Annotated in this window: 25 protein-coding genes and 1 pseudogene; 6 read left to right on the forward strand and 20 right to left on the reverse strand. The window is 70.3% G+C overall.

Annotated elements, in window-relative coordinates:
* Positions 1-9: 9 nt before the first annotated feature.
* The 14 genes and pseudogenes from BJY20_RS13240 to BJY20_RS13300 form a co-directional block, all read right to left on the reverse strand.
* Positions 10-249 (reverse strand): MoaD/ThiS family protein, encoded by a 240-nt coding sequence (locus BJY20_RS13240; RefSeq protein ID WP_185991967.1) that lies wholly within the window; start codon positions 247-249, stop codon positions 10-12.
* The gene (locus BJY20_RS13245) at positions 249-530 is read right to left on the reverse strand and encodes a DUF6457 domain-containing protein (protein ID WP_185991968.1); all 282 of its coding nucleotides are present in this window, start codon (positions 528-530) and stop codon (positions 249-251) included. Before BJY20_RS13245 ends, BJY20_RS13240 begins: the two co-directional genes overlap by 1 nt.
* On the reverse strand, positions 523-1140 hold the full coding sequence (mobA, locus tag BJY20_RS13250; RefSeq protein ID WP_185991969.1) for an NTP transferase domain-containing protein: 618 nt from the start codon (positions 1138-1140) through the stop codon (positions 523-525). Before mobA ends, BJY20_RS13245 begins: the two co-directional genes overlap by 8 nt.
* A complete protein-coding gene (gene moaC / locus BJY20_RS13255; RefSeq protein ID WP_185991970.1) occupies positions 1137-1616 on the reverse strand; it encodes a cyclic pyranopterin monophosphate synthase MoaC in 480 nt (159 codons plus the stop codon). The genes mobA and moaC overlap by 4 nt, the downstream gene beginning before the upstream one ends.
* Positions 1617-2849: a molybdopterin molybdotransferase MoeA gene (locus tag BJY20_RS13260; protein WP_185991971.1), complete on the reverse strand. Its 1233-nt coding sequence runs from the start codon at positions 2847-2849 to the stop codon at positions 1617-1619.
* The gene (locus BJY20_RS16525; protein ID WP_425484178.1) at positions 2846-3301 is read right to left on the reverse strand and encodes a rhodanese-like domain-containing protein; all 456 of its coding nucleotides are present in this window, start codon (positions 3299-3301) and stop codon (positions 2846-2848) included. Before BJY20_RS16525 ends, BJY20_RS13260 begins: the two co-directional genes overlap by 4 nt.
* 9 nt (positions 3302-3310) lie before the next feature.
* Positions 3311-4012: pseudogene (locus tag BJY20_RS16530) on the reverse strand (HesA/MoeB/ThiF family protein); the annotation flags it as partial.
* A gap of 14 nt (positions 4013-4026) precedes the next feature.
* Positions 4027-4779 carry a respiratory nitrate reductase subunit gamma gene (gene narI, locus BJY20_RS13270; protein WP_185991972.1) on the reverse strand — a complete coding sequence of 251 codons (753 nt, stop codon included), beginning with the start codon at positions 4777-4779 and terminating at the stop codon, positions 4027-4029.
* The gene (narJ, locus tag BJY20_RS13275) at positions 4776-5525 is read right to left on the reverse strand and encodes a nitrate reductase molybdenum cofactor assembly chaperone (RefSeq protein WP_221935332.1); all 750 of its coding nucleotides are present in this window, start codon (positions 5523-5525) and stop codon (positions 4776-4778) included. The genes narI and narJ overlap by 4 nt, the downstream gene beginning before the upstream one ends.
* Positions 5522-7201 (reverse strand): nitrate reductase subunit beta, encoded by a 1680-nt coding sequence (narH, locus tag BJY20_RS13280; RefSeq protein WP_185991973.1) that lies wholly within the window; start codon positions 7199-7201, stop codon positions 5522-5524. Before narH ends, narJ begins: the two co-directional genes overlap by 4 nt.
* 50 nt (positions 7202-7251) lie before the next feature.
* Positions 7252-10983, reverse strand: coding sequence for a nitrate reductase subunit alpha (locus BJY20_RS13285; protein WP_185991974.1), 3732 nt, complete (start codon positions 10981-10983; stop codon positions 7252-7254).
* Positions 10980-11750 carry a helix-turn-helix domain-containing protein gene (locus BJY20_RS13290; RefSeq protein ID WP_185991975.1) on the reverse strand — a complete coding sequence of 257 codons (771 nt, stop codon included), beginning with the start codon at positions 11748-11750 and terminating at the stop codon, positions 10980-10982. Before BJY20_RS13290 ends, BJY20_RS13285 begins: the two co-directional genes overlap by 4 nt.
* Positions 11751-11956: 206 nt before the next feature.
* Entirely contained in the window at positions 11957-12904 is a 948-nt protein-coding gene (locus tag BJY20_RS13295) for an acyl-CoA thioesterase (protein ID WP_343062899.1), read from the reverse strand.
* A 54-nt stretch (positions 12905-12958) separates the two neighbouring features.
* Positions 12959-15079 carry a RecQ family ATP-dependent DNA helicase gene (locus tag BJY20_RS13300; protein WP_185991977.1) on the reverse strand — a complete coding sequence of 707 codons (2121 nt, stop codon included), beginning with the start codon at positions 15077-15079 and terminating at the stop codon, positions 12959-12961.
* Between the two features lie 86 nt (positions 15080-15165).
* Here BJY20_RS13300 and BJY20_RS13305 point away from each other — a divergent pair, with 86 nt between their 5' ends.
* From BJY20_RS13305 to BJY20_RS13315, 3 genes are read left to right on the forward strand one after another with little or no spacing between them, the layout of a single operon-like run.
* Entirely contained in the window at positions 15166-15627 is a 462-nt protein-coding gene (locus BJY20_RS13305; protein ID WP_185991978.1) for an acyl-CoA thioesterase, read from the forward strand.
* A complete protein-coding gene (locus BJY20_RS13310) occupies positions 15624-16250 on the forward strand; it encodes a DUF8185 domain-containing protein (RefSeq protein WP_185991979.1) in 627 nt (208 codons plus the stop codon). The genes BJY20_RS13305 and BJY20_RS13310 overlap by 4 nt, the downstream gene beginning before the upstream one ends.
* 21 nt (positions 16251-16271) lie before the next feature.
* Entirely contained in the window at positions 16272-17060 is a 789-nt protein-coding gene (locus tag BJY20_RS13315) for an inositol monophosphatase family protein (protein ID WP_185991980.1), read from the forward strand.
* 71 nt (positions 17061-17131) lie between these two features.
* Here BJY20_RS13315 and BJY20_RS13320 read toward each other — a convergent pair whose 3' ends face one another.
* The 6 genes from BJY20_RS13320 to pepN are packed head-to-tail and all read right to left on the reverse strand — an operon-like array spanning position 17132 to position 24141.
* Positions 17132-17938, reverse strand: coding sequence for a glycerophosphodiester phosphodiesterase family protein (locus BJY20_RS13320; protein WP_185991981.1), 807 nt, complete (start codon positions 17936-17938; stop codon positions 17132-17134).
* Positions 17935-18501: a dienelactone hydrolase family protein gene (locus BJY20_RS13325; RefSeq protein WP_185991982.1), complete on the reverse strand. Its 567-nt coding sequence runs from the start codon at positions 18499-18501 to the stop codon at positions 17935-17937. The genes BJY20_RS13320 and BJY20_RS13325 overlap by 4 nt, the downstream gene beginning before the upstream one ends.
* A gap of 17 nt (positions 18502-18518) precedes the next feature.
* On the reverse strand, positions 18519-20222 hold the full coding sequence (locus tag BJY20_RS13330) for a glycoside hydrolase family 13 protein (protein ID WP_185991983.1): 1704 nt from the start codon (positions 20220-20222) through the stop codon (positions 18519-18521).
* Entirely contained in the window at positions 20219-20623 is a 405-nt protein-coding gene (locus BJY20_RS13335) for a globin domain-containing protein (RefSeq protein WP_185991984.1), read from the reverse strand. Before BJY20_RS13335 ends, BJY20_RS13330 begins: the two co-directional genes overlap by 4 nt.
* A 15-nt stretch (positions 20624-20638) precedes the next feature.
* On the reverse strand, positions 20639-21586 hold the full coding sequence (locus tag BJY20_RS13340; RefSeq protein ID WP_185991985.1) for a mechanosensitive ion channel family protein: 948 nt from the start codon (positions 21584-21586) through the stop codon (positions 20639-20641).
* Positions 21586-24141: an aminopeptidase N gene (pepN, locus tag BJY20_RS13345; RefSeq protein ID WP_185991986.1), complete on the reverse strand. Its 2556-nt coding sequence runs from the start codon at positions 24139-24141 to the stop codon at positions 21586-21588. Before pepN ends, BJY20_RS13340 begins: the two co-directional genes overlap by 1 nt.
* Before the next feature lie 90 nt (positions 24142-24231).
* Here pepN and BJY20_RS13350 point away from each other — a divergent pair, with 90 nt between their 5' ends.
* From BJY20_RS13350 to BJY20_RS16535, 3 genes are all read left to right on the forward strand, one after another.
* Positions 24232-24837, forward strand: coding sequence for a mycothiol-dependent nitroreductase Rv2466c family protein (locus tag BJY20_RS13350; protein ID WP_185992610.1), 606 nt, complete (start codon positions 24232-24234; stop codon positions 24835-24837).
* A 36-nt stretch (positions 24838-24873) separates the two neighbouring features.
* Complete coding sequence (locus BJY20_RS13355; protein WP_185991987.1) at positions 24874-25341, forward strand: ribose-5-phosphate isomerase; 468 nt, start codon at positions 24874-24876, stop codon at positions 25339-25341.
* Positions 25342-25480: 139 nt separating this feature from the next.
* On the forward strand, positions 25481-26566 hold the full coding sequence (locus tag BJY20_RS16535) for a SpoIIE family protein phosphatase (RefSeq protein WP_185991988.1): 1086 nt from the start codon (positions 25481-25483) through the stop codon (positions 26564-26566).
* Positions 26567-26600: the final 34 nt, after the last annotated feature.

Below are 26600 nucleotides of genomic sequence, written 5' to 3' on the forward strand. Positions count from 1 at the left end.
GCTGTGTCATCAGCCTCCGGCGAAGGGGGGAAGCACGTCGATCGTGTCGCTCGCCTGCACGAGGGCGCCGTGGTCGTCCACGTAGCGGCCTTCGTGCAGGACCGAGCACCGCGTCAACACCTCGGCGAGCCGGTCACCGTGGGCGCGCTCCGCGGCGGCGAGGACCTCGCCGACGCTCGCTCCGTCGAGCTGCTCCTCGTCGGTCCCGGCGGCCTCGGCGGCTGAGGCGAAGTAGCGAACCCGTGCCATCACGCACCGTCCTTGTTTGGTTGGTCCTTGATCGTCCCGGCGATGGCCCGTCGCATCGACTCGAGGTCCACCGGTCGGCCCTGTGCCTCGAGGTGCCCGACCGCGACCCCGAGCACATAGGCGCCGACGGGGGCCATCGGCCGCTCGAAGCCGTGCGCGATCTGCCGGGTGAGGATGTGGATCCCGGGGACGTCGACCGACTCGGGCTCGATGCCCACCGCCGCGCAGGCGTCCTCGATCCAGTTGGCCCAGCGGGTCTGCTCGGCGTCCAGGTCAGTCATCGTCGTCCTCCAGTCGTTCGACCCAGCGGGCGTGGTCGGTCCAGGTGTCGATGTCGGCCACGTCGTCGTCGGCGGCGGGGACGGTCACGAGGGTCGACTCGGCGAGCAGGCTGCGCATCGAGCGGTCGCGCGGGCTGTCGAAGCGGGCCAGGGCCCGCTGCAGGGATTCGGTGCGGTGGATGCCGAAGAGCCACTGCGGGCGTCCGGTCGAGTCGGCGAGGCACCAGCCGTCGTGCTCGTCGGTGTCGATCGCATCCGTGCGCTGGGCGTGTGCCCACGCGGCGATGAGGCGGCCGAGCCCCGGCAGCGGGTCGGCGAGGTCGCAGGCGAGCAGCACGGTCCAGCCGGCCGTCGGTGCGGTCGTGGCCAGGACGTCCACCCCCGCGGCGACACCGGCGACCGGACCACCGAGGGGCGGGTCCTCGATCGTGCGGTGCACCCCTTCGGGGACGTCGACGTCGCCGACGACGACGATCTCGCGGGCGTCCGAGACAGCGACGAGCGCCCTGTCGATGAGGCGGCGTCCGGCGAGCTCGACATCGGGTTTGCTCACCCCCCCGAGGCGTCGTGCGGCGCCGCCGGCGAGCACCACGGCGTCGAAGGCAATCACCTGTCCTCCCGCCGCCAGGTACCGCTGCGGCCGCCGGTCTTCTCCAGCAGCCGGACGTCGGTGATGTGGGCGGTGCGGTCACGGCCCTTGACCATGTCGATGACCGACAGGGCGGCGACGGTGACGCTCGTCAGTGCCTCCATCTCCACACCGGTGCGGTCGGCGGTGCGCACCGTCGCGGTGATCTCGATGCCGTTGTCGGTGATCTGCAGGTCCACGACCGCTCCGTGCACGCCGATGACGTGCGCGAGCGGGAGCAGCTCGGGGGTCTTCTTCGCCGCCTGGATGCCGGCGATGCGGGAGACCGCGAGCACGTCTCCCTTCGGCACGGCACCATCACGAAGGAGGGCGACGGTCTCGGGGGAGGTGACCACGCGCCCGGCTGCTGTGGCGGCGCGCACGGTGGGTGTCTTGTCGGTGACGTCGACCATGCGAGCATTGCCCCGGTGGTCGAGGTGGGTCAGCGGATGCTCCATCTACAGGCTCCTGATCTCGACGAGGTCGCCGGCGGTGACCTCGTCGGTGTCCTCGGGGACGATCGCCACGGCGCGGGCACCCGCGAGGGAGGTGACCATGTGCGAGGCCGAACCGCGGCGGTGGGTCGGCGTTGCGAGAAGGCGTCCGGTCTCGTCGCTGGTCAGGCCCACGGGTACGAACTGGCGACGGCCGGCCGGCGAGCGCCATCCGGTGGCAGCGACCGCGGTGGTCGGCCCGTCCGGCTGTTCCCGACCGAGCAGGTGGTCGATGACGGGACGCCCGAAGACCTCGAAGGAGATCGCCGTGCTCACGGGGTTGCCGGGGAAGGCGAGGACGGGCACGCCGTTCCAGCGGGCCCACCCCTGGGGCTTGCCCGGTTGCATGCGCACGTGCCGGAAGACTCCCTGCGCGGAGCGCTCGAGGACGATCCTGGAGACGTCGAAGGCGCCGACGCTCACGCCACCGGTGAGCAGGACGAGGTCGGCGCCGTCGGCGAGCTCGTCGAGGTCGGCGGCGAAGGCGTCGGCCTCGTCGGAGAGCACGACCGAGCGGCTGACCTCGGCGCCGAGCTCCAGGAGGGTCGCGGCGAGGTGGGTCCCGTTGGACTCGAAGATCTGACCGCGCCGAAGGCTCCCGCCCGGGGCCACCAGCTCGTCTCCCGTCGCCGCGACGGCGACGACGGGGCGGCGGCGGACGGTGACCGTCCCGGTACCCGCAGCGGCGATACTGCCCAGGACGCGGCCGGTGACACTCGTGCCGGCGGGGACGATGACGTCACCGGCGCGGACGTCCTCACCGGCGCCGCGCACGTGGCGTCCCGGCTCGGGTGCCTCGTTGATCGCGACGACCTCGGTCCCGGCGTCGGTGAGCTCGACCGGGACGATCGTGTCAGCGGCGCTCGGTAGGGGGGCGCCGGTCATGATGCGCACGCACTGCCCGGCCTCGAGCGCAGGGTCGTCGGCGGAGCCGGCCGCGACATCGGCCACGACCTGCAGAGACGTGGGCAGGGTGGTCAGGTCCGTGTGCCGCACGGCGTAGCCGTCCATGGCCGAGTTGGCGAAGGCCGGCACGTCCCCGACCGCGCGCACCGGCTCGGCGAGCACCCGTCCGAGGGCCTGCGCCAGCGGCACGTCCTGCGTCTGCCGGATCGGCCCGGTCCCGCCGAGCAGGTCGGTCATCAGTTCGGCGAGGTACTCCTCGACGGTCAGCAGGGTGCGTCGGGTGGTGGTCATGGCATCTCCAGCTCGTGCGGGACGGGTGCGGACCAGGCGAGCATCCCGCCCTCGAGGACGAAGAGCCGCTCGTACCCGCGGGCCCGCAGGGCGGTGGCCGCCAGCTCGGCGCGTGGGCCGGCGCGGCACACGAGCACGACGTCACGGTCGGTCGGGACGTCCGCGCTCGAGGCAGGGTCGGACGTGAGGATCGACACGGGGATGTGTGCGGCGCCCGGGACGACACCGTCGGCCAGCTCGTGGGCGTCCCGCACATCGAGGACGAAGGGGGCCTGTGCCCCGTCCAACCGGCTCGCCAGGTCCGTGGGGGATACGACGGCAGTCACGCCACCACCAGAGGTCGGCGCCGGTGTCGCGCGTCGGCGTGGCTTCCGTGGCGAGTGCGTGCGCCCGGCGCGCGCGGCCAGCGGGATCTCCCGCTGGGTCGCGGCGAGGACGTCGATGAAGAGCACCCGACCGAGCAGCGATCGACCGACGCCGGTGATCAGCTTGATCGCCTCGGTCGCCATCATCGAGCCGACCTGCCCGACGAGGGGACCGACCACCCCGGCGTCACCGCAGGCCGGGACGGTGCCCGGAGCAGGTGGCTGCGGGAACAGGTCACGCAGACCGGGCGCCGCGACCCCCTCGGGCGCACTCGGCCAGAAGACGGTCAGGTGCGCCTCGGTCCGGAACACCGCCGCCCACACCAGGGGGATCCCGAGCTCGGCGCAGGCGTCGGCCACCGCATAGCGGGTGTCGAAGTTGTCGCTGCCGTCGAGCACGAGGTCGTGGTCGGCCAGGATGTGTGCCGCGTTGGCGGCGCCCAGGTGGTCGCCCACGCCGGTGACCGCGACGTCCGGGTTGAGTGCCCGCACCCGCTCAAGTGCGCTGTCGACCTTCGGCCGACCGATGTCAGCGGAGGCGTGGATGACCTGGCGCTGCAGGTTCGTCTCGTCGACGAGGTCGTCGTCGATGACGGTGATCGATCCGACGCCCGCGCCGGCAAGGTAGAGCAGCGACGGCTAGCCCAGCCCGCCGGCACCGACCACGGCGACCCGGGACGCCAGCAGGCGGCGCTGGCCGAGTTCGCCGATGGTCGGCATGAGCAGGTGACGCGAGTATCGGCTGACCTGCTCGCCTGTCAGCGCGGGACCCGGGTCGACGAGGGCTGGCAGGGTCATGTCCCGACCGTAGTTCACTTGCGCTTCTGCAGCTCCGGGTGGTCCCAGCCGCGCTGCGGCCCGCTGATCCCGGCCTCGTCACCGCGGACGCGATCACGGCTGCGGTAGACGATGTAGGGCCGGGTGAGGTACCCGATCGGCCCGGAGAAGACGTGCACGAGGCGGGTGAAGGGCCACAGCGCGAAGAGGATCATCGCGCTCATGGCGTGCGCCTTGAAGCCCCACGGTGCCTGAGCCATCAGCTGTGGCTCCGGCTGGAAGAGGAAGATGCTGCGCCACCACGGGGAGACGCCCTCGCGATAGTTGTAGTGACCGCCGAACTCCAGCAGCGACCCGGCAATGGTGTTCCACATCCCGAAGATGATCACCGCGCCGAGGAAGAAGTACATCACCTTGTCGTTGACCGTCGTCGCGGAGAAGACCGGGCCGGTCATGCGCCGACGGTAGACGAGGATGACCAGTCCGACGAGAGCGGCGATGCCGGCCGGGATACCGCCGGCGAGGGCGAGCACGTGGTAGGCCCTGTCGCTGATGCCCAGGAAGTCGGTCCACAGCTTCGGGATGACCAGGCCGATGATGTGCCCGGCGAGGACACCGAGCATGCCGAAGTGGAAGAGCGGGCTGCCGATGCGTAGGAGCTTGCTCTCGTAGAGCTGCGACGAGCGGGTGGTCCACCCGAACTGGTCGTAGCGCCAGCGCCAGATGTGCCCGATGACGAAGGTCGCCAGGCACAGGTAGGGAACGATGACCCAGAGGAAGTCAGTCAACGGGGGGCTCCTACGGGGATGGTCGGGCCGAGGTCGGCCCGGGCGGACGGCTGGGGCGTGGGAGGTTGGGCAGCGGTTGCCTCCTCGAGAGCGGGGTCCATGGCGTACGGGGACTGGTCGATGCCGACCTCCTCCTGGGGTGGGCCCTCGGCGATGAGCCGGGCGAGGGCCTGCTCGTCGTCGCCCTGGAGGGTGGGCAGCGTCGCCCGCAGTGCGACGACGACCGGACGCCACGGCGACTCACGGTCGGTGAGGGCGCGATGGAGCAGCTCGATCCCGACCCGGTGGTCGTTGAGCAGCTTCCACGCACTGGCCGAGTCCGTGGTCGCTCCGAACTCCAGGATCACGGACAGGTGATCCGGCAGCTCGCTCCCTTCCTCGGCCATCTCGACCCCGGCAGCACGGTAGGCCTGCTTGAACTGCACGAGGGCCGCTCCGCGCTTGCGGGTGTCCCCGTGGAGGAAGAACGTCAGGTGCAGCGAGCACTTGCGGGTGACGTCGAAGGTGTCGACGTACTCGCTCTGCACCTGCTGCAGCGGGACGGTCTCCAAGCGGTCGAGGAAGGTGAGCAGCGGGCCGCCGACGTGCTCGGGCAGGCCGCTGGCGCTCTCGCGCAGGAGCGGTCGAAGGGAGGCCAGCCGTTCGTCGGGGTAGTCCAGCAGCAGAGAGATCAGCTGCCAGGCATCGGCCTGTGCCTGCGGACCGAGGGACGGTGCGCTGCGTCGGTGCCGTCGCCACGGCATCATCGCGAGTCACCCGCCTTCTCGCGGTCCGACTCGGGGAAGAGGCCCTCCGGGGTGCCCTTGCCGTCCCAGTTGAGCAGGTTGACCCGGCCGGACTTGTCGCCGCCCCCGACGAGCTCGTCAGAGGTCTGACGATTCTGCAGCATGTGGAAGTTGTCCACCGCGACGGGGGTCAGCGACCCGCTGCCGGAACCCTCGCCGAAGGGGCCGGAGCCCTCGTCCGGCTGGGTGTCGTAGCCGGAGACGGCGCAGTCGGTGGCCAGCTCCTCGAGGGAGTGGGCCTGCTCGCCGTGGGCTGTGGGGATGACGTACCGCTCGTCGTACTTGGCCAGCGCGAGCAGGCGGTACATGTCGTACATGTCCTCCTCCTCCATGCCGACCGACTCGGGGATGTGCGCCTTCGGGTCGCGGCCGAGGTTGATGTCGCGCATGTACGCGCGCATCGCACCGAGCTTGCGCAGGACCCGGTCGACGGGCTCGACGTCCCCGGCGGTGAATAGGTTGGCCAGGTACTCGACCGGGATGCGCAGGGTGTCGATCGCGGCGAAGAGGTTGTCGTGGTCCTCCCCGTCGTAGCCGGTGTCCTTGATGACATCGACGACCGGGGACAGCGGCGGGATGTACCAGACCATCGGCATCGTGCGGTACTCCGGGTGGAGCGGGAGGGCGACCTTGTAGTCCATGATCAGCCGGCGCACCGGGGACTTCTTCGCCGCCTCGATCCAGTCACCCGGGATGCCGGCCTTCTCGGCTTCGCGCTGGACCTCGGGGTCGTACGGGTCGAGGAAGACCGAGCGCTGCGCCTCGTAGAGGTCGTGGTCGTCCTCCACGGACGCCGCGTCGAGCACCGCGTCGGCGTCGTAGAGCATCAGGCCGATGTAGCGCAGTCGCCCGACGCAGGTCTCGGCACAGACGGTCGGGATGCCAACCTCGATCCGGGGGTAGCAGAACGTGCACTTCTCCGCCTTGCCAGTCTTGTGGTTGAAGTAGACCTTCTTGTACGGGCAGCCGGTGACGCACATGCGCCAGCCGCGGCACTTGTGCTGGTCGACCAGGACGATGCCGTCCTCCTCGCGCTTGTAGATCGCGCCAGAGGGGCAGGAGGCCGCGCAGCTCGGGTTGAGGCAGTGCTCGCAGATCCGCGGCAGGTAGAACATGAAGGTCTGGTCGAACTCGAACTTCACCTTGTCCTCGATGCCCTTGAGCATCGGGTCCTTGGCGGCGTGCTCCGAGCTGCCGGCGAGGTCGTCGTCCCAGTTGGCCGACCACTCGATGTTCATCGGCTTGCCCGAGATCAACGAGTACGCCCGGGAGACCGGGAAGTTCTTCTGGGCCGGTGCGTTGAGCACCGTCTCGTAGTCGTAGGTCCACGGTTCGTAGTAGTCGCTGATGCTGGGCATCTTCGGGTTGGAGAAGATGTTGAGCAGCTTGTTGATCCGACCACCGGCGCGCAGCTTGAGGCGACCGTTGGGGGAACGGACCCAGCCTCCCTTCCACTCCTCCTGGTCCTCGTACCCGCGCGGGTATCCCAGGCCGGGCCGGGTCTCGACGTTGTTGAACCAGACGTACTCCATGCCTGCCCGGTTGGTCCATGCCTGCTTGCAGGTGACCGAGCAGGTGTGGCATCCGATGCACTTGTCGAGGTTCATCACCATCGACATCTGGGCCATGACGCGCATGTCGTCTCCTAAGCTATTCGGGGGTGCACGGGGCGGAGCCCCTGTGGGTGTCAGTACTCGACCGGAGCCGTTCGCTTGCGGATCATCGTGACCTCGTCGCGGTTGTTGCCGGTCGGACCGATGTAGTTGAAGAAGTAGGACAGCTGCGCGTACCCGCCGATGATGTGGCTCGGCTTGACGAGGATGCGCGTCAGGCTGTTGTGGATGCCGCCTCGCTTCTGATCGGTCTCCGTCAGGGGGACGTCGATGAGCCGGTCCTGTGCGTGGTGCATGAAGACCGTGCCCTCGGGCATCCGGTGGCTGACGACGGCACGTGCGGCAACGACGCCGTTGCGGTTGACCGCCTCGATCCAGTCGTTGTCCTTGATCCCGATCTTGGCCGCGTCCTGGTCGGACATCCACACCGCCTGGCCGCCACGGCTGAGGCTGAGCATGAAGAGGTTGTCCTGGTACTCGCTGTGGATCGACCACTTGTTGTGCGGCGTCAGGTAGCGCACCGCGACGGACACCGCCTCGCCCTCGGCCTGGTGGGTGTCGCCGATGGGGCGTTCACCGAAGAGGCGGGTCATGTTCAGCGGTGGACGGTAGGTCGGCAACCCCTCGCCCATCGCGAGCATCCAGTCGTGATCGAGGTAGAACTGCTGGCGCCCCGTGAGGGTGTGGAAGGGCTTGAGCCGCTCGATGTTCTGCGTGAAGGGGGCGTACCTGCGACCACCCGACTCGCTGCCGGACCACTCCGGTGAGGTGATCACCGGTGCCGGCCCCGCCTGGGTGTCGGCGAAGGTCACGTGGGCACCCTCGTGCTCCGCGGACAGATCGTGCATCAACTGGCCGGTGCGCTTCTCCAGGTCCTTGAATCCCTCGGTCGCCAGGTGCCCGTTCGTCGTACCCGACAGGCGCAGGATCGCCTCGGCGACGTTGATGTCGGTGTCCAGCTTCGGCCGACCCGCGGTGGGACCACCCCGGACCTCGCCGTTCAGTTGGCGCAACTCGGTGATCTCACGCGTCGGGTCGTACTTCACGCCCTTGGTCACCATGCCGACGTCCTCGAGCAGCGGTCCGATGGCGGTCAGCTTGGCGTAGACGGCGGTGTAGTCCCGCTCGACGGCGGCGATGGTCGGCATGGTCTTGCCGGGGACCGGCTCGCACTCACCGTGCTTCCAGTCCAGGACTCGGCCGTGGACCGCCGACATCGCCTCGGGGGTGTCGTGCCACAACGGCTTCGCCACGACGTCCGTACGGGTGCCGAGGTGGTCGACGGCCATCTCGGAGAAGCGCTTGGCGATCTCCTTCCACGCCTCCCAGTCGGTCTTGGACTGCCACGGTGGCGCGATCGCCGGGTTGAAGGAGTTGACGTAGGGATGCATGTCCGTGGTGTTCAGGTCGTGCTTCTCGTACCACGTGGCCGCAGGCAGGACGACGTCCGACAGCAGCGTCGAGCTGGTCATGCGGAAGTCGATGGTCATCAGCATGTCGAGCTTGCCCTCGGGCAGCTCCTCCGGCCAGGCGATCTCCTGCGGGCGCAGGTCCTGCGGGGCCTGCTTCGCCCTGACCGCGTTGCTCGTCCCGAGCAGGTGCTTGAGGAAGTACTCGTTGCCCTTCGCGGAGGAGCCGAAGAGGTTGGAGCGCCACAGGGAGAGCACGCGTGGGAAGTTGTCCGGGTTCTCCGGGTCCTCGATCGCGAACTGCAGGCTGCCCTCCTTCAGGGAGGAGGCGACGTAGTCACCGACGGGGACGCCGGCAGCGGCGGCCTCGTCGGCCACGGTGAGGCTGCTGCGGTCGAACTGGGGGTAGGACGGGGCCCAGCCCAGCCGGGCCGATTGAGCGAGCAGGTCCATGGTCGTGCGACCGTCGAAGGCCCCGGTGCTGCCGTTGATCTCCTCGGCGGAGAAGGTGTCGTAGCGGTACTGGCTGGTGTTGACGTACCAGTACGCGGTCTGGTTCATGTGGCGCGGCGGGCGGACCCAGTCCAGCGCGAAGGCCATCTGCTGGAAGCCCATGAGCGGGCGAACCTTCTCCTGGCCGACGTAGTGCGCCCAGCCGCCGCCGTTGCGGCCCTGGCAGCCGGTGATCGTGGAGAGGACGAGCATCGTCCGGTACGCCTGGTCGGCGTGGTACCAGTGGTTGACACCGGCGCCCATGATGATCATGCCGCGACCGTTGGTGTCGATGGCGCTCTGCGCCCACTCCCGCGCCAGGCGCACGATCTGCTCGGCGGGGACACCGCTGAGCTCGGCGCCCCATGCGGGCGTGGCCGGCACGCTCGCGTCGGTGTAGTCGCTCGGCCAGGTCCCGGGCAGGCCGTCACGGCCGACGCCGTAGTGGGCGAGCATGAGATCGAGGACGGTCGTGACCAGGTGGCCGCCGATGCGCCGCACCGGAACCCCCCGGCGCTCCTGGATCGCGGCCCCTTCGAGGTTGTCGAAGCGCGGCAGCTCGACCTCGACGGCCTCGTCGGACCCGTAGAGGCTCAGGCGGGGACGGATGTCACCGAGATCGAGGTTCCACTGGCCGACGCCCTCCTCGCCGAAGCGGTGGCCGATCGAGCCACGCGGGATCGCGATCTCGTCGGTGCTCTCGTCCAGGACCGCCGGCTTCCACATGGCGTTCTCGCTCGTGGCCTCCGGGTGGTCCAGGTCGCCGGCCACGAGGAACTTGCCCGGACGGTAGGCGGTCCCGTCCTCGGACTGCTCCAGGCTGATCAGGTATGGCAGGTCCGTGAAGGTCTGGTTGTACTCGGTGAAGAAGTCGACCTGCTGGTCGACGAAGTACTCCTTGAGCACGACGTGGGCCAGGGCCATCGCCAGGGCGCCGTCGGTGCCGGGAGCGGCCGCGACCCACTCGTCGGCGAACTTCACGTTCTCGGCGTAGTCGGGCGAGACGGCAATGACCTTCTGCCCGCGGTAACGGGCCTCGATCATCCAGTGGGCGTCGGGTGTGCGGGTCAGCGGGACGTTGGAGCCCCACATGATCAGGTACGCCGCGTCCCACCAGTCACCGGACTCGGGCACGTCGGTCTGGTCGCCGAACATCTGCGGCGAGGCATTGGGCAGGTCTGCGTACCAGTCGTAGAAGGAGAGCATCGGGGCGCCGATGAGCTCGTGGAAGCGGGCACCGGAGGCGTAGCTGACCTGCGACATCGCGGGGATGGGAGAGAAGCCGGCGATGCGGTCCGGTCCCCAGCGCTTGATCGTGTAGACCTTCGCGGCGGCGACCATCTCGACGGCCTCTGCCCACGAGGCGCGCACGAGGCCGCCCTTGCCGCGGGCGGCCTTGTAGGTGCGGGTCAGGTCCTCGTCCTGGACAATCGATCCCCACGCGACGACCGGGTCGCCGTAGGTGGCCTTGGCCTTGCGGTACATGTCGAGCAGCACCCCGCGCACGTACGGGTAGCGCACCCGGGTCGGGGAGTAGGTGTACCAGGAGAAGGCCGCGCCGCGCGGGCAGCCGCGCGGCTCGTACTCCGGCCGGTCGGCGCCGGTGGTCGGGTAGTCCGTCTGCTGCGCCTCCCAGGTGATGATCCCGTCCTTGACGTAGACCTTCCACGAGCACGAACCGGTGCAGTTGACGCCGTGCGTGCTGCGCACGACCTTGTCGTGGCTCCACCGGTCCCGGTAGAAGACATCACCCTCGCGACCACCCTCGACGAACATCGAGCGCTGGTCCTGGGAGATGCCCGCCTTGGTGAAGAAGCGTCGAGTGCCGACCAGGGCGGACGAGAGCGAGCCGTCCAGGCCTGCGGAGCGGGGGAGCTCCGAGGCGGGTCGTGGGGTGGTGGTCATGAGTTGCCTCCTGAAGGGGCGAAGTCCGCCCGGGTGGTGACGTGGGCCAAGCAGTGGGTCGGGCCGACGAAGGGCTCGAGGGAGACCTCGGCGTCGCGCTCGCCGAGGACGTCGAGGGTGCCGCGGATCAGCCCGCGGTGAATACCGCAGGCGACCTCGGGGTGGGCTCTGGCGAGCTGGATGAAGGGACAGTCCACGAGGTCGATCCGGGCGGTGCGTCCGGAGTCCTCGGTGCGGACGCTGGGGGTGTATCCCCACACCCGCAGGGTGTCGACGAGGCGTCCGACGGTGCTCGACCACTCGCCGGCGGTGCGTGCGGGTGCGGGTGCGTCGGGATGGGCCACGTGCTCCTGTGCCCAGGCGATGCCGACTTCTTCAGGGCCCAGGTGTCGGCCATCCGCGTGACGGGCATCGAAGGTCTCGGTCAGCAGGGTCGCCAGCAGGCGGTAGGCCTGAAGCGGCAGGCGGTCGAGGGAACCGGCAGCAACGACGTACTTCTTCGTCGGTCGGCCGGCGCCCGGCGTGCGTACCGAGCGGCTGGTGAGCAGTCCGCCCTCGACGAGCTGGGTCAGGTGGAATCGCACGGTCGTGACGTGCAGTCCGACGAGGTCACCCAGCTCGCGGGCGCTCAGGCCCTCGGTCCGCTGCGGACCGGGCAGGTTGGCCAGGGTGTCGACGATGTCCCGCCGCACGGCCGACCGCAGCAGACCGGCGCCGGGACGACCGGCACCGGCGCTCCCGCGCGTGGACCCCTCGGAGACTGTCACGGACGTCACTCTGCCAGATAAAGAGGAATTGACCCAGCAAGGGTCGTGTCGCCGCGTCGCGGTGAATTACGCAACAGGTTAGTGGTCTAATCCCTTGATCTCATGGGGATTGCGGCATGGCCGGGGTCCGGCGGCGACGCGTGGCAGTCCGGGGAGTGGTATTTCCCCGGGTAGTGGAAATGGCGAATAAAAATGAAGGCCTCGGATCAGTCGTCCTTGACCCGGATCATGCCTTCCTGGGCGATGGTCGTCGTGAGTAGTCCATCTCGGGTGAAGACCTTCCCGACGCCCAGCCCACGACCGCCCTGGGCGGAGGGGGACTCCTGCGAGTACAGGAGCCACTGCGCGGGGTCGACGATCCGGTGGAACCACATCGAGTGGTCGAGGCTCGCCACGCGCAGGCTCGGATCGGTCCACGTTCGTCCGTGGCGTCGCAGGACCGACTCCAGCAGGGTGTAGTCGGACATGTAGGCCAGCACCGAGGCCTGGAGGTACGGATCGGTGCCGACCTCGCCGAGGAGACGGAACCACACGTCCTGCCGGGCCCGGCGGGCGTCGCCGGGCTGCATCGTGATGTCGCCGTCGACGTAGCGGTGGTCGACGGGGCGGCCGACGAGGTACTGGGCGCGTGGGTGGTCGATGGCCGCGAACTTGTCCGCGACCGCGGGCAGGTCCTCGGGTGCCGGGACGTCGGGCATCTCGTCGTGGTGGTCCAGGCCGTTGGCCGGGTCCTCGTAGGAGGCGCTCAGGGACAGGATCGGGCGGCCGTGCTGCATCGCGTGGACCCGACGCGCGGAGAAGGAGCGACCATCACGCATCCGCTCCACCGAGAAGCGGATCGGCTGGGTGTCGTCACCCGGTCGCATGAAGTAGGCGTGCAGCGAGTGGGGGAGTCGTTGCGGGTGCTCGTCGCGCACCGTGAGGCTGGCCGCCATGAGGGACTGGGCCAGGACCTGGCCGCCGTAGACCCGATGGTGGGGTTGCACGAGACTGTCCGCGATGTAGACGTCGGCCTCGCGGCTGCTGACGTTGTCGGTGTCGTCGATGCCGGTGACGGTGATCGTCGCGGTGCCGAGTCGCTGCAGCTCGAGGACGGACAGCAGGTCTGCCAGGGAGCGCGCCTGGCGCTCGGCGGGGGTGAGGTCGTCGGTCACGAGCCGTCTCCAATTCATCGGGTCAGGCACGAAGGCTATGCGATGTCGGCGTCCTCAGCCGTCGATGCCCAGCACGAAGGGAAGGACCTCGACTGCCCCGGCGCGTCGTAGGGCCCGGGCCGCGACGGTGAGCGTCCACCGGGAGTGCGCGACGTCGTCGACGAGCAGGACCGGGCCGGACAGCCCGGGCAGCGAGGCCGCGAGCTCCGGTCCGACCTCCAGTCGCTCCCACACGCCCGAGAGTCGGTAGGCCGAGTTGCCGCCCGGCTGCCCGATGGGTCCTCCGTCGACGAGGTCGAGGGAGCCGAGGACGGGCAGTCGCCCGATCGCAGCGAGCTGCTCGGCGAGTGAGGTGACGAGTGAGGGACGACTTCGGGAGGGAATGGTGACGATGCCGGCGGGACGGGTGCCCCACCCCCACTCGGCGAGCACTCGCACGACGGCACGCACGGTTGACTCCGGCACGGGCTGGTCGTCCGCGAGCAGTTCACGCACCCGTGGGCCCCACCCCAGGTCGGTGACGCGCGCCAGCGCTCGCCCGCGGGACATGCCCTCCTCCGGTGGGATCTTTCCCTTGACCGGCACCCCGAGCCGGTCCATCCCCGTGGGCCACTGGGCTCGGGGGTCGAGATCGATGCCGGCCCGGTCGAGCGTGGAACGGGCCGAACCCAGGGCGTCTTCGGCGACATCGGCGTCGATCCACGGACCCGCGCAGCGGTCGCACCGCCCGCAGTCCGTCGCGCTCGGGTCGTCGAGGGTGCGCTGGAGGAAGGCCATCCGGCAACCGTCGGTGGCGATGTAGTCGAGCATGTGCTGCTGCTCGGCCTCGCGAGCGGCGGCGACGCGCTCGTACCGCTGCGCGTCGTAGACCCACGGCTGCCCCGTGCTGATCCAGCCACCGCTGACGCGCTGGACGGCACCATCGACGTCGAGGACCTTCAGCAGCAGTTCCAGGCGAGTGCGGCGGATGTCGACGATGGTCTCGAGGGCGGCCGTGGACAGTGGCTTGCCGGCCTCCGCCAAGGCGGTGAGCACCGCAGCCGCCTGGTCCTCCCGGGGCATCGACGAGGAGGCGAAGTGCTTCCAGATGGCGACGTCGTCGTGCCCGGGCAGCAGCACGACGTCCGCCCGCTCGGTGGCACGGCCGGCACGGCCGACTTGCTGGTAGTAGGCGACCGGCGACGAGGGCGCCCCGAGATGCACGACGAAGCCGAGGTCCGGCTTGTCGAAACCCATGCCCAGGGCACTTGTCGCCACCAGCGCCTTGACCTGGTTGTGGCGCAGCGCCTCCTCCATGCCGGCCCGCTCCTCCGCGTCCGAGCGACCGGTGTAGGCGGCGACCGTGTGCCCGGCGGCGGTGAGTGCCGCGGCGACGTCCTCGGCGGCACTGACGGTCAGGGTGTAGACGATGCCGCTGCCCTGGAGCCGGCCGAGGTGGGTGGAGAGCCACGCGAGGTGGTGGTCCATCCCCGAGCGGGGCAGGACGGCCAGCCGCAGGCTGTCGCGGGCGAGCTGGCCGCGGATCGTCAGTACCTCGCTGGTGGCCCCGGCGGCCAGTTGCTCGGCCACGTCGAGCACGACGCGCTCGTTGGCGGTCGCCGTCGTCGCGAGTACCGGCGTGCCCTCGGGGAGCTCGCCGAGCAGGTCCTTGATCCGGCGGTAGTCGGGGCGAAAGTCGTGGCCCCAGTCGCTGACGCAGTGCGCCTCGTCGACGACGAGGAGGCCGCATCGGCGGGTCAGGTCAGGCAGCTGCTCGGCGCGGAAGCGGGGGTTGTTCAGCCGCTCGGGGCTCACCAGCAGGACGTCGACCTCGTCCCGGGCGAGCTGACCGCGGACCTCGTCCCACTGCTGGGCGTTCGCGGAGTTCATCGACACGGCACGCACGCCGGCCCGCTCGGCCGCCGCGATCTGGTCCCGCATCAGCGCGAGGAGGGGAGAGACGATGAGGGCCGGGCCGGCCCCCTTCGCCCGCTGCAGCCGTGAGGCGACGAAGTAGACCGCCGACTTGCCCCACCCGGTGCGCTGCACGACGAGCACCCGTGACCCGCCGCCGACGAGCGCCTCGATCGCCTCGAACTGCCCCTCGCGGAAGGTCACGTCGTCCCGACCGACGAGCCGTCGCAGGACCGTGGTTGCGTCGTCGAGAAGCGTGGTGGCCGCGGGGGAGGAGGTCATGCAGCCACCGTAGGTGAGCCCGGTGACCACGCCGTCCCCACCGCACGGGGTGGGGACGAGCACGACCGCGGTGCGAGGATGTGGACATGAGCGATCACCCGTCGTCCTCCTCACGGTTCACCGCCAAGATCGGCCTGCGGTGGGGGGACATGGACGCCTACGGGCACGTCAACAACGTCCAGTACCACCGTCTCCTCGAGGAGGCGCGCATCAGGGCCTTCAGCCACTGGTTCCACGCCAGCGGCAGCGAGCGGATGCTGAGGTCCGGCGTGCTCCTCGCCCGGCAGGAGATCGAGTTCCTCAGCCAGCTGACCTACCGCCCCGAGCCGGTCAGCATCGAGATGTGGATCACCCGCATCGGCGGCGCCAGCTGGGAGATGGCCTATGACATCGGTGACCCTGACAGCGAGACGGTCTACGCCCGTGCCGAGAGCACGCTGGTTGCCTTTGATACAGCAGCACAACGACCGAGGAAGCTCGGCGAGGACGAGCGGTCGGCGTTGAGGGCCTACCTCGGCGAGCCGGCAGCGATGAGGCGACGTCGATGACACTTCGGCTGGTCGACGAGGCGAGTGCCCAGGACCTGACCACCTACCTGGCGCGGGCCAGGCGGGTCGACGACTCCGGGGACGTGCGGCTGCAGGCCGTCGGTGACGTCCTGGCGGTGTGGACCTGCGTGGTCCCCGGACGCGGGCTCGGCAGTGCCGGCCTGGTGCTCGGTCTGCGAACCTTCGCGCTCGCCGAGCCGGTGACCAGTGACCGCACCGTCCCGCTCGGGGCCGTGACCGACCGCCTGGCCCGCAGCGGAACCGAGATCCCCGACCCGCCGATGACCACCCAGCCGACGTGGGGCGCGCTGAGCCCGCCCCGCTCCGGCTGGGAACCCGTCGGCGCGGTCCCGGATGCCCGGCTGGGGGAGGTGGCGCTGGCCGGCATCGAGGAGGTCGCACAGGGGGCTCCCGAGGGCTCCGGCAGCGCCGCCGTGGCGGACCTGCGGTCCCGGGTCTGGGGCCGGCACACCGACACGGTCCCGCCGGTGCCCGCGGGCACCGCCTTCGGGCTGCACGTCCTGGGCTTCCTGCGACCCGACGAGCAGTCCGCGGCAAGTGTCCACGCGGCCGGGCCGTGGACGCGTGTGGCCACCGACCGGGGCTTCGTCATCGCTCGATGATCCCGGCCTAGGGTGGGCTTCGTGGACACCCTGACTGCGGACATCCCCGTCGACGTCGACGACGTCACCCTCGCCGTGGAGCTGACCAGACGTGCTGCGGGGCTCGCGGCGCGGATGCGCTCCGAGGGGCTCGCCGGTGAGCAGAAGACCTCCGTCTCCGATATCGTCACGGCGGCCGACCACGCGGCCGAGGAGCTCGTCGAGGCCGCGCTGCTGAGGTTGCGGCCCCATGACGGGATCGTCGGTGAGGAGGGTGCCGAGGCGGGGTCGGTGTCCGGGCGGACATGGGTCATCGATCCCGTCGACGGGACCTACAACTTCCTGGCGGGGCTGTCCACGTGGTGCAGCGCTCTGGCACTGCGCGACGAGGACGGTCGCGTGCTCGGAGCGGTCCACCAGGACGCGGTCGACGAGTCGTGGGTCGGTGGGCGTGCGCTGCCGACGCGGCTCAACGGCACCGCGCTGGAGCCGCTGGTTGACCTGCCGTTGGCCGAGGTGGCGATGGCGACCTACCTGCACCCCGCGGTCCTGCCCGATGCCGACCTGCGCGAGCCGTGGCTGGCGGCGATCTCCGGCGCTGCGACGGTGCGGATGTTCGGCTCCGGCTCGTGCGATCTGGCGTCGGTCGCGGGCGGTCGGGTCGGCGTGTGGGCCCAGCAGTCGGTCCCGGAGTGGGACTGGTTGCCCGGGGCCGCACTGGTGTCCGCCGCGGGCGGTCGGACCGAGCAGGTCGAGGTGCGTGGACACGTGTGGAGCGTGGCCGGGCGCCCCACCGCGGTCGAGCAGGTCCTCGCTGCGCTGCATCGCTGACGCGCGCCGGCCGTACGGCGTTGTGTGCACCCGTGTCCCGGTATTTCTCGTGACAGGCGCCGACATCGCCGTCAGGGACGAAGGGGGTGCCCCCGCTCGGCGAGCACGTCCCGGAGGGTGTCGATCCGGTCGGAGACGATGCCGTCGACGCCGAGGTCGAGCAGCCGGTGCATCTCCGGGGCCTCGTCGATGGTCCACACGTGGACGTGCTTGCCCAACCGGTGGGCGGTCTCGACCAGACGCCTGGTGACGACGGTGGGGGTGAGCGGTCCGATGCGGTGGGTCACGGGGATCTGCAGGGCCTGCGCAGGGGAGCGCAGCAGGCGGGAGACGACCGAGGGCAGCAGCCGCATCGTGGCGACGTCGGTCGGGCCCGCGGACGTCGCCAGGCGGGGGCCCAGGGCCTTGCGTGCCGCGCGCAGCCGGGAGTCGCTGAATGAGCCGATGCACACGCGGTCGAGTGCGTCGTGGCGGCGGATCGCCTCGGTCAGGGGCGCGAGGGCTGCCGGCGCCTTGATGTCGATGTTGAAGCGCGCCTGCGGGAAGGTCTCGAACAGCTCGTCCATCAGCGGTACTGCGTCGGTGCCGTTGATGCGGGCGGCGGACACCTCGCTCCACGGCAGGTCCGCGATGGTGCCGCGTCGGTCGGTGACCCGGTCGAGGACGTCGTCGTGGAAGGCGACGAGGCGACCGTCGGCGGTCGCATGCACATCGGTCTCCAGGTATCGGTAGCCCATCTCGACGGCCTCACGGAAGGCAGCGACGGTGTTCTCCCGGCCGACATTGGGCTCGTAGGTCGACCCGCCACGGTGGGCCAGCCCGATGGGCGCCCCATCGGCGAAGTAGGGAAGGCGCTCGGCCGGCAGTGCGCGGCTCATGCCGCCTCGCCCTCGTCGAGGAAACCGAGGATGCGTTCGATCGTCGCGTCCCGGGCCGCCTCGTCGAAGTCAGGGCCCTGCGGGTCGGTGAACAGGTGTCCCCGCCCGGAGGTGACGTGGTCCTCGAAGGGGGCGCCGCTGTCCCGCACCGCCTCGGCCAGGGCATCGACATCAGGTGGCGAGATCCATGGATCGGTGGCGTACCGGTGCACCTGCACCGGCACCCCGGACCACGGGGGCCGCGGCGCGGCGACCGAGTGCATGAGGATCGCCGCGCGTGCCCCGGGCCGCTTGGCGGCCAGGCGCTGCGCGAAAAAGGACCCGAGCGAGAACCCGGCGAGCACCGTGTCATCGGGCAGTTCGTCGGCGACGGCGCGCACGTGCTCGAAGTACTCCGGGTGCGCGTCCCGGTGGGCGATCCCCTCGGCCTCGACGTCGAAGACGTGGCCCCTGTAGAAGTCGGGCACGCTGACCTCGTGTCCGTGCCCGCGCAACCGCTCCGCGAAGTCGTGGACCCCCGGGCGCAGCCCGAGGGCCGAGTGGAGCAGCAGGATCGATGCCATGAGGACTCCTTCGTCGTTCAGCCGAGTGTGGCCCAGACCGTCGTGTCGGTGGGTACCTGCCGCCCGTCGAGGATGCCCGAGGCCGCGATCGCGGTGGCGCCTTCCGGCAGCTCGACGGGGGTTGTCGAGAGGTTGGCGATGACGAGGGTGCGCTCGCCGTCGGGCGCGGTGACGAGGTAGCCGAGCACGTCCGCGCCCAGGCCCTCGACCTCGGCGAGGGCGCCGCGGCCCAGCGCCCGCTCCTTGCGCAGCGCGATCAGCGAGCGGTACATCTCCAGCGTCGATCTCTCGACGCCGGTCTGCACGTCGACGGCCAGGTCTGCGTAGCTCTGCGGCTGCGGCAACCATGCGGCCCCGGTGGTGTTGAAGCCCAGGGCGCGGGCCCCCTTCGTCCACGGCATCGGCACGCGGCACCCGTCACGTCCGCGCTCCAGGCCACCGGTGCGCATGAAGGTCGGATCCTGGCGAACGGCATCGGGCAGGCTCGTGTGCTCGGGCAGACCGAGCTCCTCGCCCTGGTAGACGTAGGCCCCACCGGGCAGCGCGAGCATCAGCGCGGTCGCCGCCCGGGCCCGGCGCAGCCCGAGCTCGGCGTCCGGCTGCGGGTCCTGCGCGCCGATTCCGTTGGGGCGGGCAGCGTCCTGGGGGAGGGCGAAGCGGGTCGCGTGGCGCAGCACGTCGTGGTTGCTCAACACCCAGGTCGCGGGTGCGCCCACGGAGTCGCTCGCAGCCAGGGACTTGGCGATGACGTCGCGCAGCGGCTCGGCCAGCCACGGGGTCTCGAGGAAATCGAAGTTGAAGGCCTGGTGGAATTCGTCCGGACGGACGTAGCGGGCCAGCCGGTCCGCCGGGGCCACCCAGGCCTCGGCGCACATGATCCGCTCGGGGACGCCGTAGGAGTCGAGCAGCTCACGCCAGGCGCGGTAGATCTCGTGGACGCCGTCCTGGTCCCAGTACGGGGCCTCGTGCGTGACCTCGAGCAGGCCGCCCGGGTGCTTGTCGTAGTTGGGCAGGCCCTCCTTCTTCACCAGTCCGTGGGCGACGTCGACCCGGAAGCCGTCCACGCCTCGGTCGAGCCAGAAGCGCAGGATCCCCTCGAAGTCGGCGCGCACCTGCGGGTTCTGCCAGTTCAGGTCCGGCTGGCTCGGGTCGAAGAGGTGGAGGTACCACTGGCCGGGCGTACCGTCGGGCTCGGTGACCCGGGTCCACGCGCCCCCACCGAAGTTGGACAGCCAGTCCGTCGGCGGCAGCTCGCCGTCCTCGCCGAGGCCGTCGCGGAACATGTAGCGATCCCGCTCGGGGCTGCCGGGCGCGGCAGCCAGCGCCGCCCGGAACCACTCGTGCTCCCAGGAGGTGTGGTTGGGCACGAGGTCGACGACGACCCGCAGGCCGAGCTCGTGGGCGCGCGTGATGAGGGCGTCCGCGTCCGCGATGCTCCCGAAGAGCGGGTCGACGTCCCGGTGGTCGGACACGTCGTAGCCCCCGTCGTTGTGGGGGGAGCGGTAGAAGGGGGAGAGCCACACCGCGTCGACCCCGAGGTCGCGCAGGTACTCCAGCCGGGCGGTGGTGCCCGGCAGGTCACCGACCCCGTCGCCGTCGCCGTCGGCCCACGAGCGCGGGTAGATCTGGTAGATCACGGCATCGCGCCACCATGGGGCGTCCGCTGCGGAGGCGGGGTGCAGGTCTCGGGTGGGAAGGGGGGCGGGGACCGGGGCGGTCACAGTCGGGTTCCTTCGTCGTCGGCGTTGATGAGGCTGTCGGCGGCCCGGCGGAAGTAGTCGCGCATGGCCGCGTCGTGTGACTCGGGCAGCTGGAGGGTGTCCATCGCGGCCAGCATGTGCCGCATCCACCGGTCGCGCTGCTCCGGCGTGACCGCGTAGTGGACGTGGCGCATCCGCAGGCGTGGGTGGCCACGCTGCTGGCTGTAGGTCGTCGGACCGCCGAAGTACTGCTCGAGGAACATCCGCAGACGCACCTCGGCGGGACCGAGGTCGGCCTCGGGGTAGAGGGCACGCAGCGTCGGGTCCTGGGCGACTCCCTCGTAGAAGGCGTGTACCAGGCGCACGAAGGTCTCGTGGCCCCCGACCTGCTCGTAGAAGGTGCCGGAAGGTTGTGCGTCCACTTCTCGTCAAGCCTCTCAGATCGTGTGGGTGCCGCCGATGGGCGGCAGCGGGGGCCCGGCGATGCCCTCGCGGTCGAAGGCGTCCTTGACCCGGCGGCGGATCTCGCGCTGGAGTCCCCAGTTCTCGTTGGGTGCACAGGTGGCGAAGACGCGAACGCTCACGGTCCCGGCGGTGATCGTCTCGACACCGAGCACGCTCGGCGCCTCGCGCAGCTTCGGGCCCCAGTGCTCGTCCGCGTCCATCGCCGAGACCGCCAGCCGGATGATGTCGATGACGTGGTCGACGTCCTCCCGATAGGAGAAGGGCAGGTCGACCATGACCGTCGACCAGCCCTGGCTGCGGTTGCCGATGCGCAGGATCTCGCCGTTGCGCACGTACCAGACGACGCCGTCGAAGTCGCGCAGCCGCGTCACCCGGAGGGAGACCTCCTCGACGGTACCGACGGCCTCGCCGGTGTCGATGTAGTCACCGACGCCGTACTGGTCCTCGAGGATCATGAAGATGCCCGACAGATAGTCCTTCACCAGTGCCTGCGCACCGAAACCGAGGGCGACACCACCGACACCCGCGGACGCGAGCAGCGGAGACAACGGGATACCCATCAGCTCCAGCACGGTCAGCGCCGTGATCGTACCGATGACGATCGTCGCGATGCTGCGCAGCAGGGAACCGGTCGTCAGGGCGCGTTGCCGGGAGCGCTCGCGCACGGTGTTCGCGGACATCCCCTTGGCGCGCTTGTGGTCCCGCTTGGCCTGGGCCGCCTCGCTGCGCTCGATCGACTTCTCGATGGCCTTGTTGATCGCCCGGTTCACCACACGCCGGGCCACGTAGGCCAGGACGATGGTCACGACGATCCTCAGCGGTGCCCCGAGCAGCCAATCGAGCACGGCAGCCCAGGGGAGATCGTCGAATGGCGGCTGAACGGCCTTCGGGAGGTCGATGATCGGGATACCGCTCGACATCAACGGCTGTCACGCTCCTGTGCCCGCACGGCACGGGCGACGGTGTCACGGCCCTCCGCGACGAGCCGGCGCAGGCCGTCGGGGGCCTGCGGGTGCTCGTCGAGCCACGACTGGGTGGCCGTGAGCAGGTCCGGCCCGGCCAGGGCCATCGGGTAGAACCCCAGGACGATGCCCTCTGCGATGGCGTGGGTCCGCTGCTGCCACACCTGCTCCAGGGCGTCGTGGTACCGCTGGACGAAGGGGGTGAGCAGCGCCGGGTCGTGGGTGCGGCCGAAACCGAGTCCGTGCGCGTCCACGACCGAGTTGGGTGTGTCGGTGCTGACCACACCGGCCTGCCAGGCGGCCTCCTTGGCCTGCGCGGTGGGGATGCTCGCAGCGGCTCGCGCGGCGCGCTCACGGCCGGTGGCCGTGTTGTCCCCCTTCGCCTCCTGTGCGATGGCCTCGGCGTCGGCCTCGCCGGCGGCGGCGAGGCCGGTCAGGAGGGTCCACCTCATGTCGGTGTCGACGGCCAGCCCCGCCAAGGGGGTGCTGCCGTCGAGCAGGCCCGCGACGAGGCTGGTGTCGTCCCCCGGCGCGAGCATGCCCGAGTGCGCGGTCACCAGCTGCAGTTGCGCGTCGCTGCCGGGCGCCGCCGCCTGCGCGAGGGAGCGGTATGAGGTCACGACCTCCTCGCGCAGCGTCTCCCGGTGCTCGGGTGCGCAGTAGGTTCCCACGCACGTCGACACCTGGGACAGCAGGGTGCGCAGCAGTGTCGAGTCGTCCAGCCCGTCGAGGACCGGCAGGGCCAGCTCCACGTACTCGCGGGCGGCCATCTCGGCGTCACGGGTCATGTCCCACGCCGACGCGAGCGACAGCGACATCGGCAGCGACTCATCGAAGGCGGTCGGGTGTGCGAGCAGCGTCGCGAGGGATCGCTCGTCCAGACGCAGCTTGGCGTACGTCAGGTCGTCGTCGTTGAGCAGCAGCAGGTCGCCCTGGCGCTGGCCGACCAGCTGGGGGAGGGGCGTGTGTTCACCGTCGACGTCGACCTCGATGCGCTCGCGGCGCACAAGGGTCCCGTCGACGAGGTCGTAGAGGCCGACCGCGAGGCGGTGTGGACGCAGCGTCGGGAAGCCCTCGGCGTAGGTCTGCTCGATGACCGCGTCGACGTAGTGGCCGCGCTCGTCGACCTCCACGAGCGGACGCAGGGTGTTGACCCCGGCCGTCTCCAGCCACAGCTGCGACCAGGACCGCAGGTCCCGGCCGGAGGTGGCCTCGAGCTCGACGAGCAGGTCGTCGAGGGTCGTGTTGCCCCAGGCGTGCTTGACGAAGTAGGCCCGGATGCCTTCGCGGAAGCACTCGCGTCCCACGTAGGCGACGAGCTGCTTGAGGACCGAGGCCCCCTTGGCGTAGGTGATGCCGTCGAAGTTGACCTCGACGTCCTCGAGGTCACGGATCGGCGCGACGATCGGGTGCGTCGAGGACAGCTGGTCCTGACGGTAGGCCCAGGCCTTCTCGTGGGTGCAGAAGGTGGTCCACGCATCGGACCACTGCGTGGCCTCGGCCTGGCACGTCGTCGACGCCCACTCGGCGAAGGACTCGTTGAGCCACAGGTCGTTCCACCACTTCATCGTCACCAGGTTGCCGAACCACATGTGCGCCAGCTCGTGCAGGACCGTCAGGGCGCGGCGCTCGACCAGCGCGTCGGGGACCTTGGAACGGAAGACGTACATCTCGTGGAAGGTCACGCAGCCGGCGTTCTCCATCGCGCCCATGTTGTACTCCGGCGTGAAGACCTGGTCGTACTTCGTGAACGGGTAGCCCTGCTGGAACTCCTCCTCGTAGAAGGCGAAACCGGCCTTGGTCAGCGCGAAGAGGTTGTCCGCGTCGAGGTACTGCGTCAGCGACCTGCGGCAGAAGATGCCCAGCGGCACCTCCTTGCCACCCGAGGTCAGCGAGTCGCGCACGACGTCGTAGGGGCCGGCGACCAGGGCGGTGATGTAGCTGCTCATCCGCTCGGTCGGCGCGAAGGCCCAGGTGGCCAGCCCCCGGCCCGCAGCATCCTCCACGGGCGTCGGTTCCGGCGTGGGGGAGTTGCCGATGACCTGCCAGTGCGCGGGAGCGGTCACGGTGAGGGTGAAGCTCGCCTTGAGATCCGGCTGCTCGAAGACCGGGTACATCCGACGGCTGTCCGGCACCTCGAACTGCGTGTAGAGGTAGACCTCGCCGTCGACCGGGTCGACGAAACGGTGCAGGCCCTCGCCGGTGTTCATGTAGCGGCCGGTCGCGCGGATGGTCACCGTGTTGTCCGCAGCGAGGTCATCCAGGCGCACGCGGTGGTCGGCGAAGACCTCGGCGGGATCGAGGGCGGCGCCGTTGAGCACGACCTCGTCCACGGAATCGCCGATGAAGTCGACGAAGGTGCTCGACCCTCCCTTCGCGGTGAAGCGGATCGTGCTGGTCGTCGCGAACGTCGTCTGCGAGGTCGTCAGGTCGAGCGTGATCGCGTGGTCGTCCACCGCGACGATGGCCGCACGTTCCGCGGCCTCCTCACGGGTCAGGTTCTTCCCGGGCACGGGGGCTCCTTCGCATCGACGGTTTCTCCCATGCTTTCACGCACCGGGCCCGGCGAGGGATCTGCCCCGTGGGTCTGCAACGATGAGGACATGCCCAAGCAGTCCGTGGAGATGTGGTTCGACCCCCTGTGCCCGTGGGCATGGATGACCTCTCGGTGGCTCATGGAGGTCGAGCAGGTCCGTGACATCGAGGTCACCTGGTCCCAGATGAGCCTGTCGGTGCTCAACGAGGGCCGTGACCTGCCCGACGACTACCGCCTCGTGATGGAGCGCGGTTGGACGCCGGTCCGGGTCATCGCCGCAGCCCGCAGGGCCCACGGCGACGAGGTCACCAAGCCGTTGTACGACGCGATCGGCACCCGGTTGCACCTGGAGGAGCAGCAGGACTTCCGCGCCGCTGCCGCCGAGGCGCTCGCCGAGGTCTCCCTGCCGGCCGAGCTGATCGAGGCCGCCGACACCGATGAGCACGACGATTTCCTGCGCGAAAGTCACCACCGGGCCATCGACCTCGTCGGCGACGACGTGGGCACCCCGGTGATCTCGGTCGGCGAGGTCGCCTTCTTCGGCCCCGTCGTCTCCCCGGCCCCGAAGGGGGAGGCTGCCGGCGCCCTCTTCGACGGCTGCGTCCTCGTGGCCGGTACCGAGGGTTTCTTCGAGCTGAAGCGGACCCGCACCCGCGAGCCGATCTTCGACTGACGTCGGCCCACCCCTTCCACACACCGGAGAGAGATCTTGCGCGTTCACATCGGCGGCGACCACGCGGCCTTCGAGCTCCACCAGGAGCTGCTCACCTTCCTCGCGACGGAGGGCCACGAGGTCACCGACCACGGCCCCTTCGAGTACGACGCCGTTGACGACTACCCCGTCTTCGTGCTGCGGACCGCCCAGGCCGTGGCCGACGACCCGGGCAGCCGTGGGATCGTCCTGGGGGGCTCCGGCAACGGTGAGCAGATGGCCGCCAACAAGGTCCCCGGGATCAGGGCGGCGCTGTGCTACAACGCCGAGCTGGCCCGTCTGGCCCGCGAGCACAACGACGCCCAGGTGCTGTCGATGGGCGGCCGGATGCAGTCGCTCGCCGAGGCCAAGGAGATGGTGCAGGTGTTCCTCGCGACCGCTTTCACGGGCGAGGAGCGCCACCAGCGGCGCATCGACATGGTGAGCGCCTTCGAGGGGGACGGCACCCTCCCGCCGCTGCCCTGAGGTCGAAACCGCGCCCCTGACACGGGTGCTCACCAGGTTTCCGATCGGTCACGGCCACTTCACAGACGGCGTCTGCGCGCTTATGGTGCGGTCAGGTCCCACCACTTGGTGGGGCACAGGACGACCGGGGGAGTAGAGCGTGTCTGCAATCCTGCCGAGTCGCATTCCTGCGTGGGCGGAGCGGCGGTGGTTGCCGCGGTCGCTGCCAAGAGTCGAGGGGACGCCGCTGCTGCTGGCGGTCCTGACCACCGTCCTCGCGATCGCCGTCGCCCACCAGGTCTGGGCCGCCACGATCCCGCTCGTGACGCTCGTGCCCGTGTGCCTCCTGGCGACCACGTTGTGCACCCTGCAGCAGGTGCGGATGGTCTTCGGGGTTGTCCTCGCCTGTGTCGCATGGTCCTTCATCTTCTCCGGCGGCGGGATGGGAGGCGCCCTCCCGCTGATGGTCTCCCTCGCACTGATGTACGCGGTCGCCACCTCGCGCTCGCACCACGGTGCGGCCACCTTCGAGGGTGACCGCATGCTCTCGGACCTGCGCTCCCGCCTGCGTGCGATGGGTGACATCCCACGGCTGCCGTCCGGGTGGCACGCGGAGCGGTCCTTCGCGACCGCGCACGGAGACGCCTTCGCCGGCGACTTCAACATCACCTCGAGCAGTCGGTGCGGCCGTCAGCTCGAGATGGTCCTCGCTGACGTCAGCGGCAAGGGACAGGCGGCCGGGACCCGCGCGCTCGTCCTCGCCGGCGCCCTCGGCGGCGTCATCGGCTCGGCCACCCCGCACCGGGTGCTGCCGATGGCCAACGAGTTCCTCGAGCGCGACATGTGGGACGAGGGTTTCGCCACCGCCGTGCACGTCTGCCTCGACCTGGAGACAGGAGAGGCCTCGGTCGCCTCGGCCGGCCACCCGCCGGCGATGCGCTACGACGCCGGCTCCGGGCGCTGGGTCCCGCTCGAGGGCAATCGCGGCCCGGCGCTCGGGCTCATCCCTGAGGCCGAGTACCCCCAGGCACACACCGTCCTCAACCGCGGCGACGCCCTGCTGGTGTACACCGACGGCATCATCGAGTCACGTGGCCGTGACCTCGACGACGGCATCGACTGGATGCTGGGCGCCGCCCAGGCCCGGCTCACCCGGGGCTACCCCGGGCTGGCCAAGGCCCTCGTCGACGGTGGACGTGCGGGAGCCGACGATGACCGTGCCGCCGTGATCATCTGGCGCGACTGACGGTCACTGCCTGCGGCGGGATAGCCTGTGCGGC

The sequence above is a fragment of the Janibacter cremeus genome (assembly GCF_013409205.1).
GTDB lineage: Bacteria > Actinomycetota > Actinomycetes > Actinomycetales > Dermatophilaceae > Janibacter > Janibacter cremeus.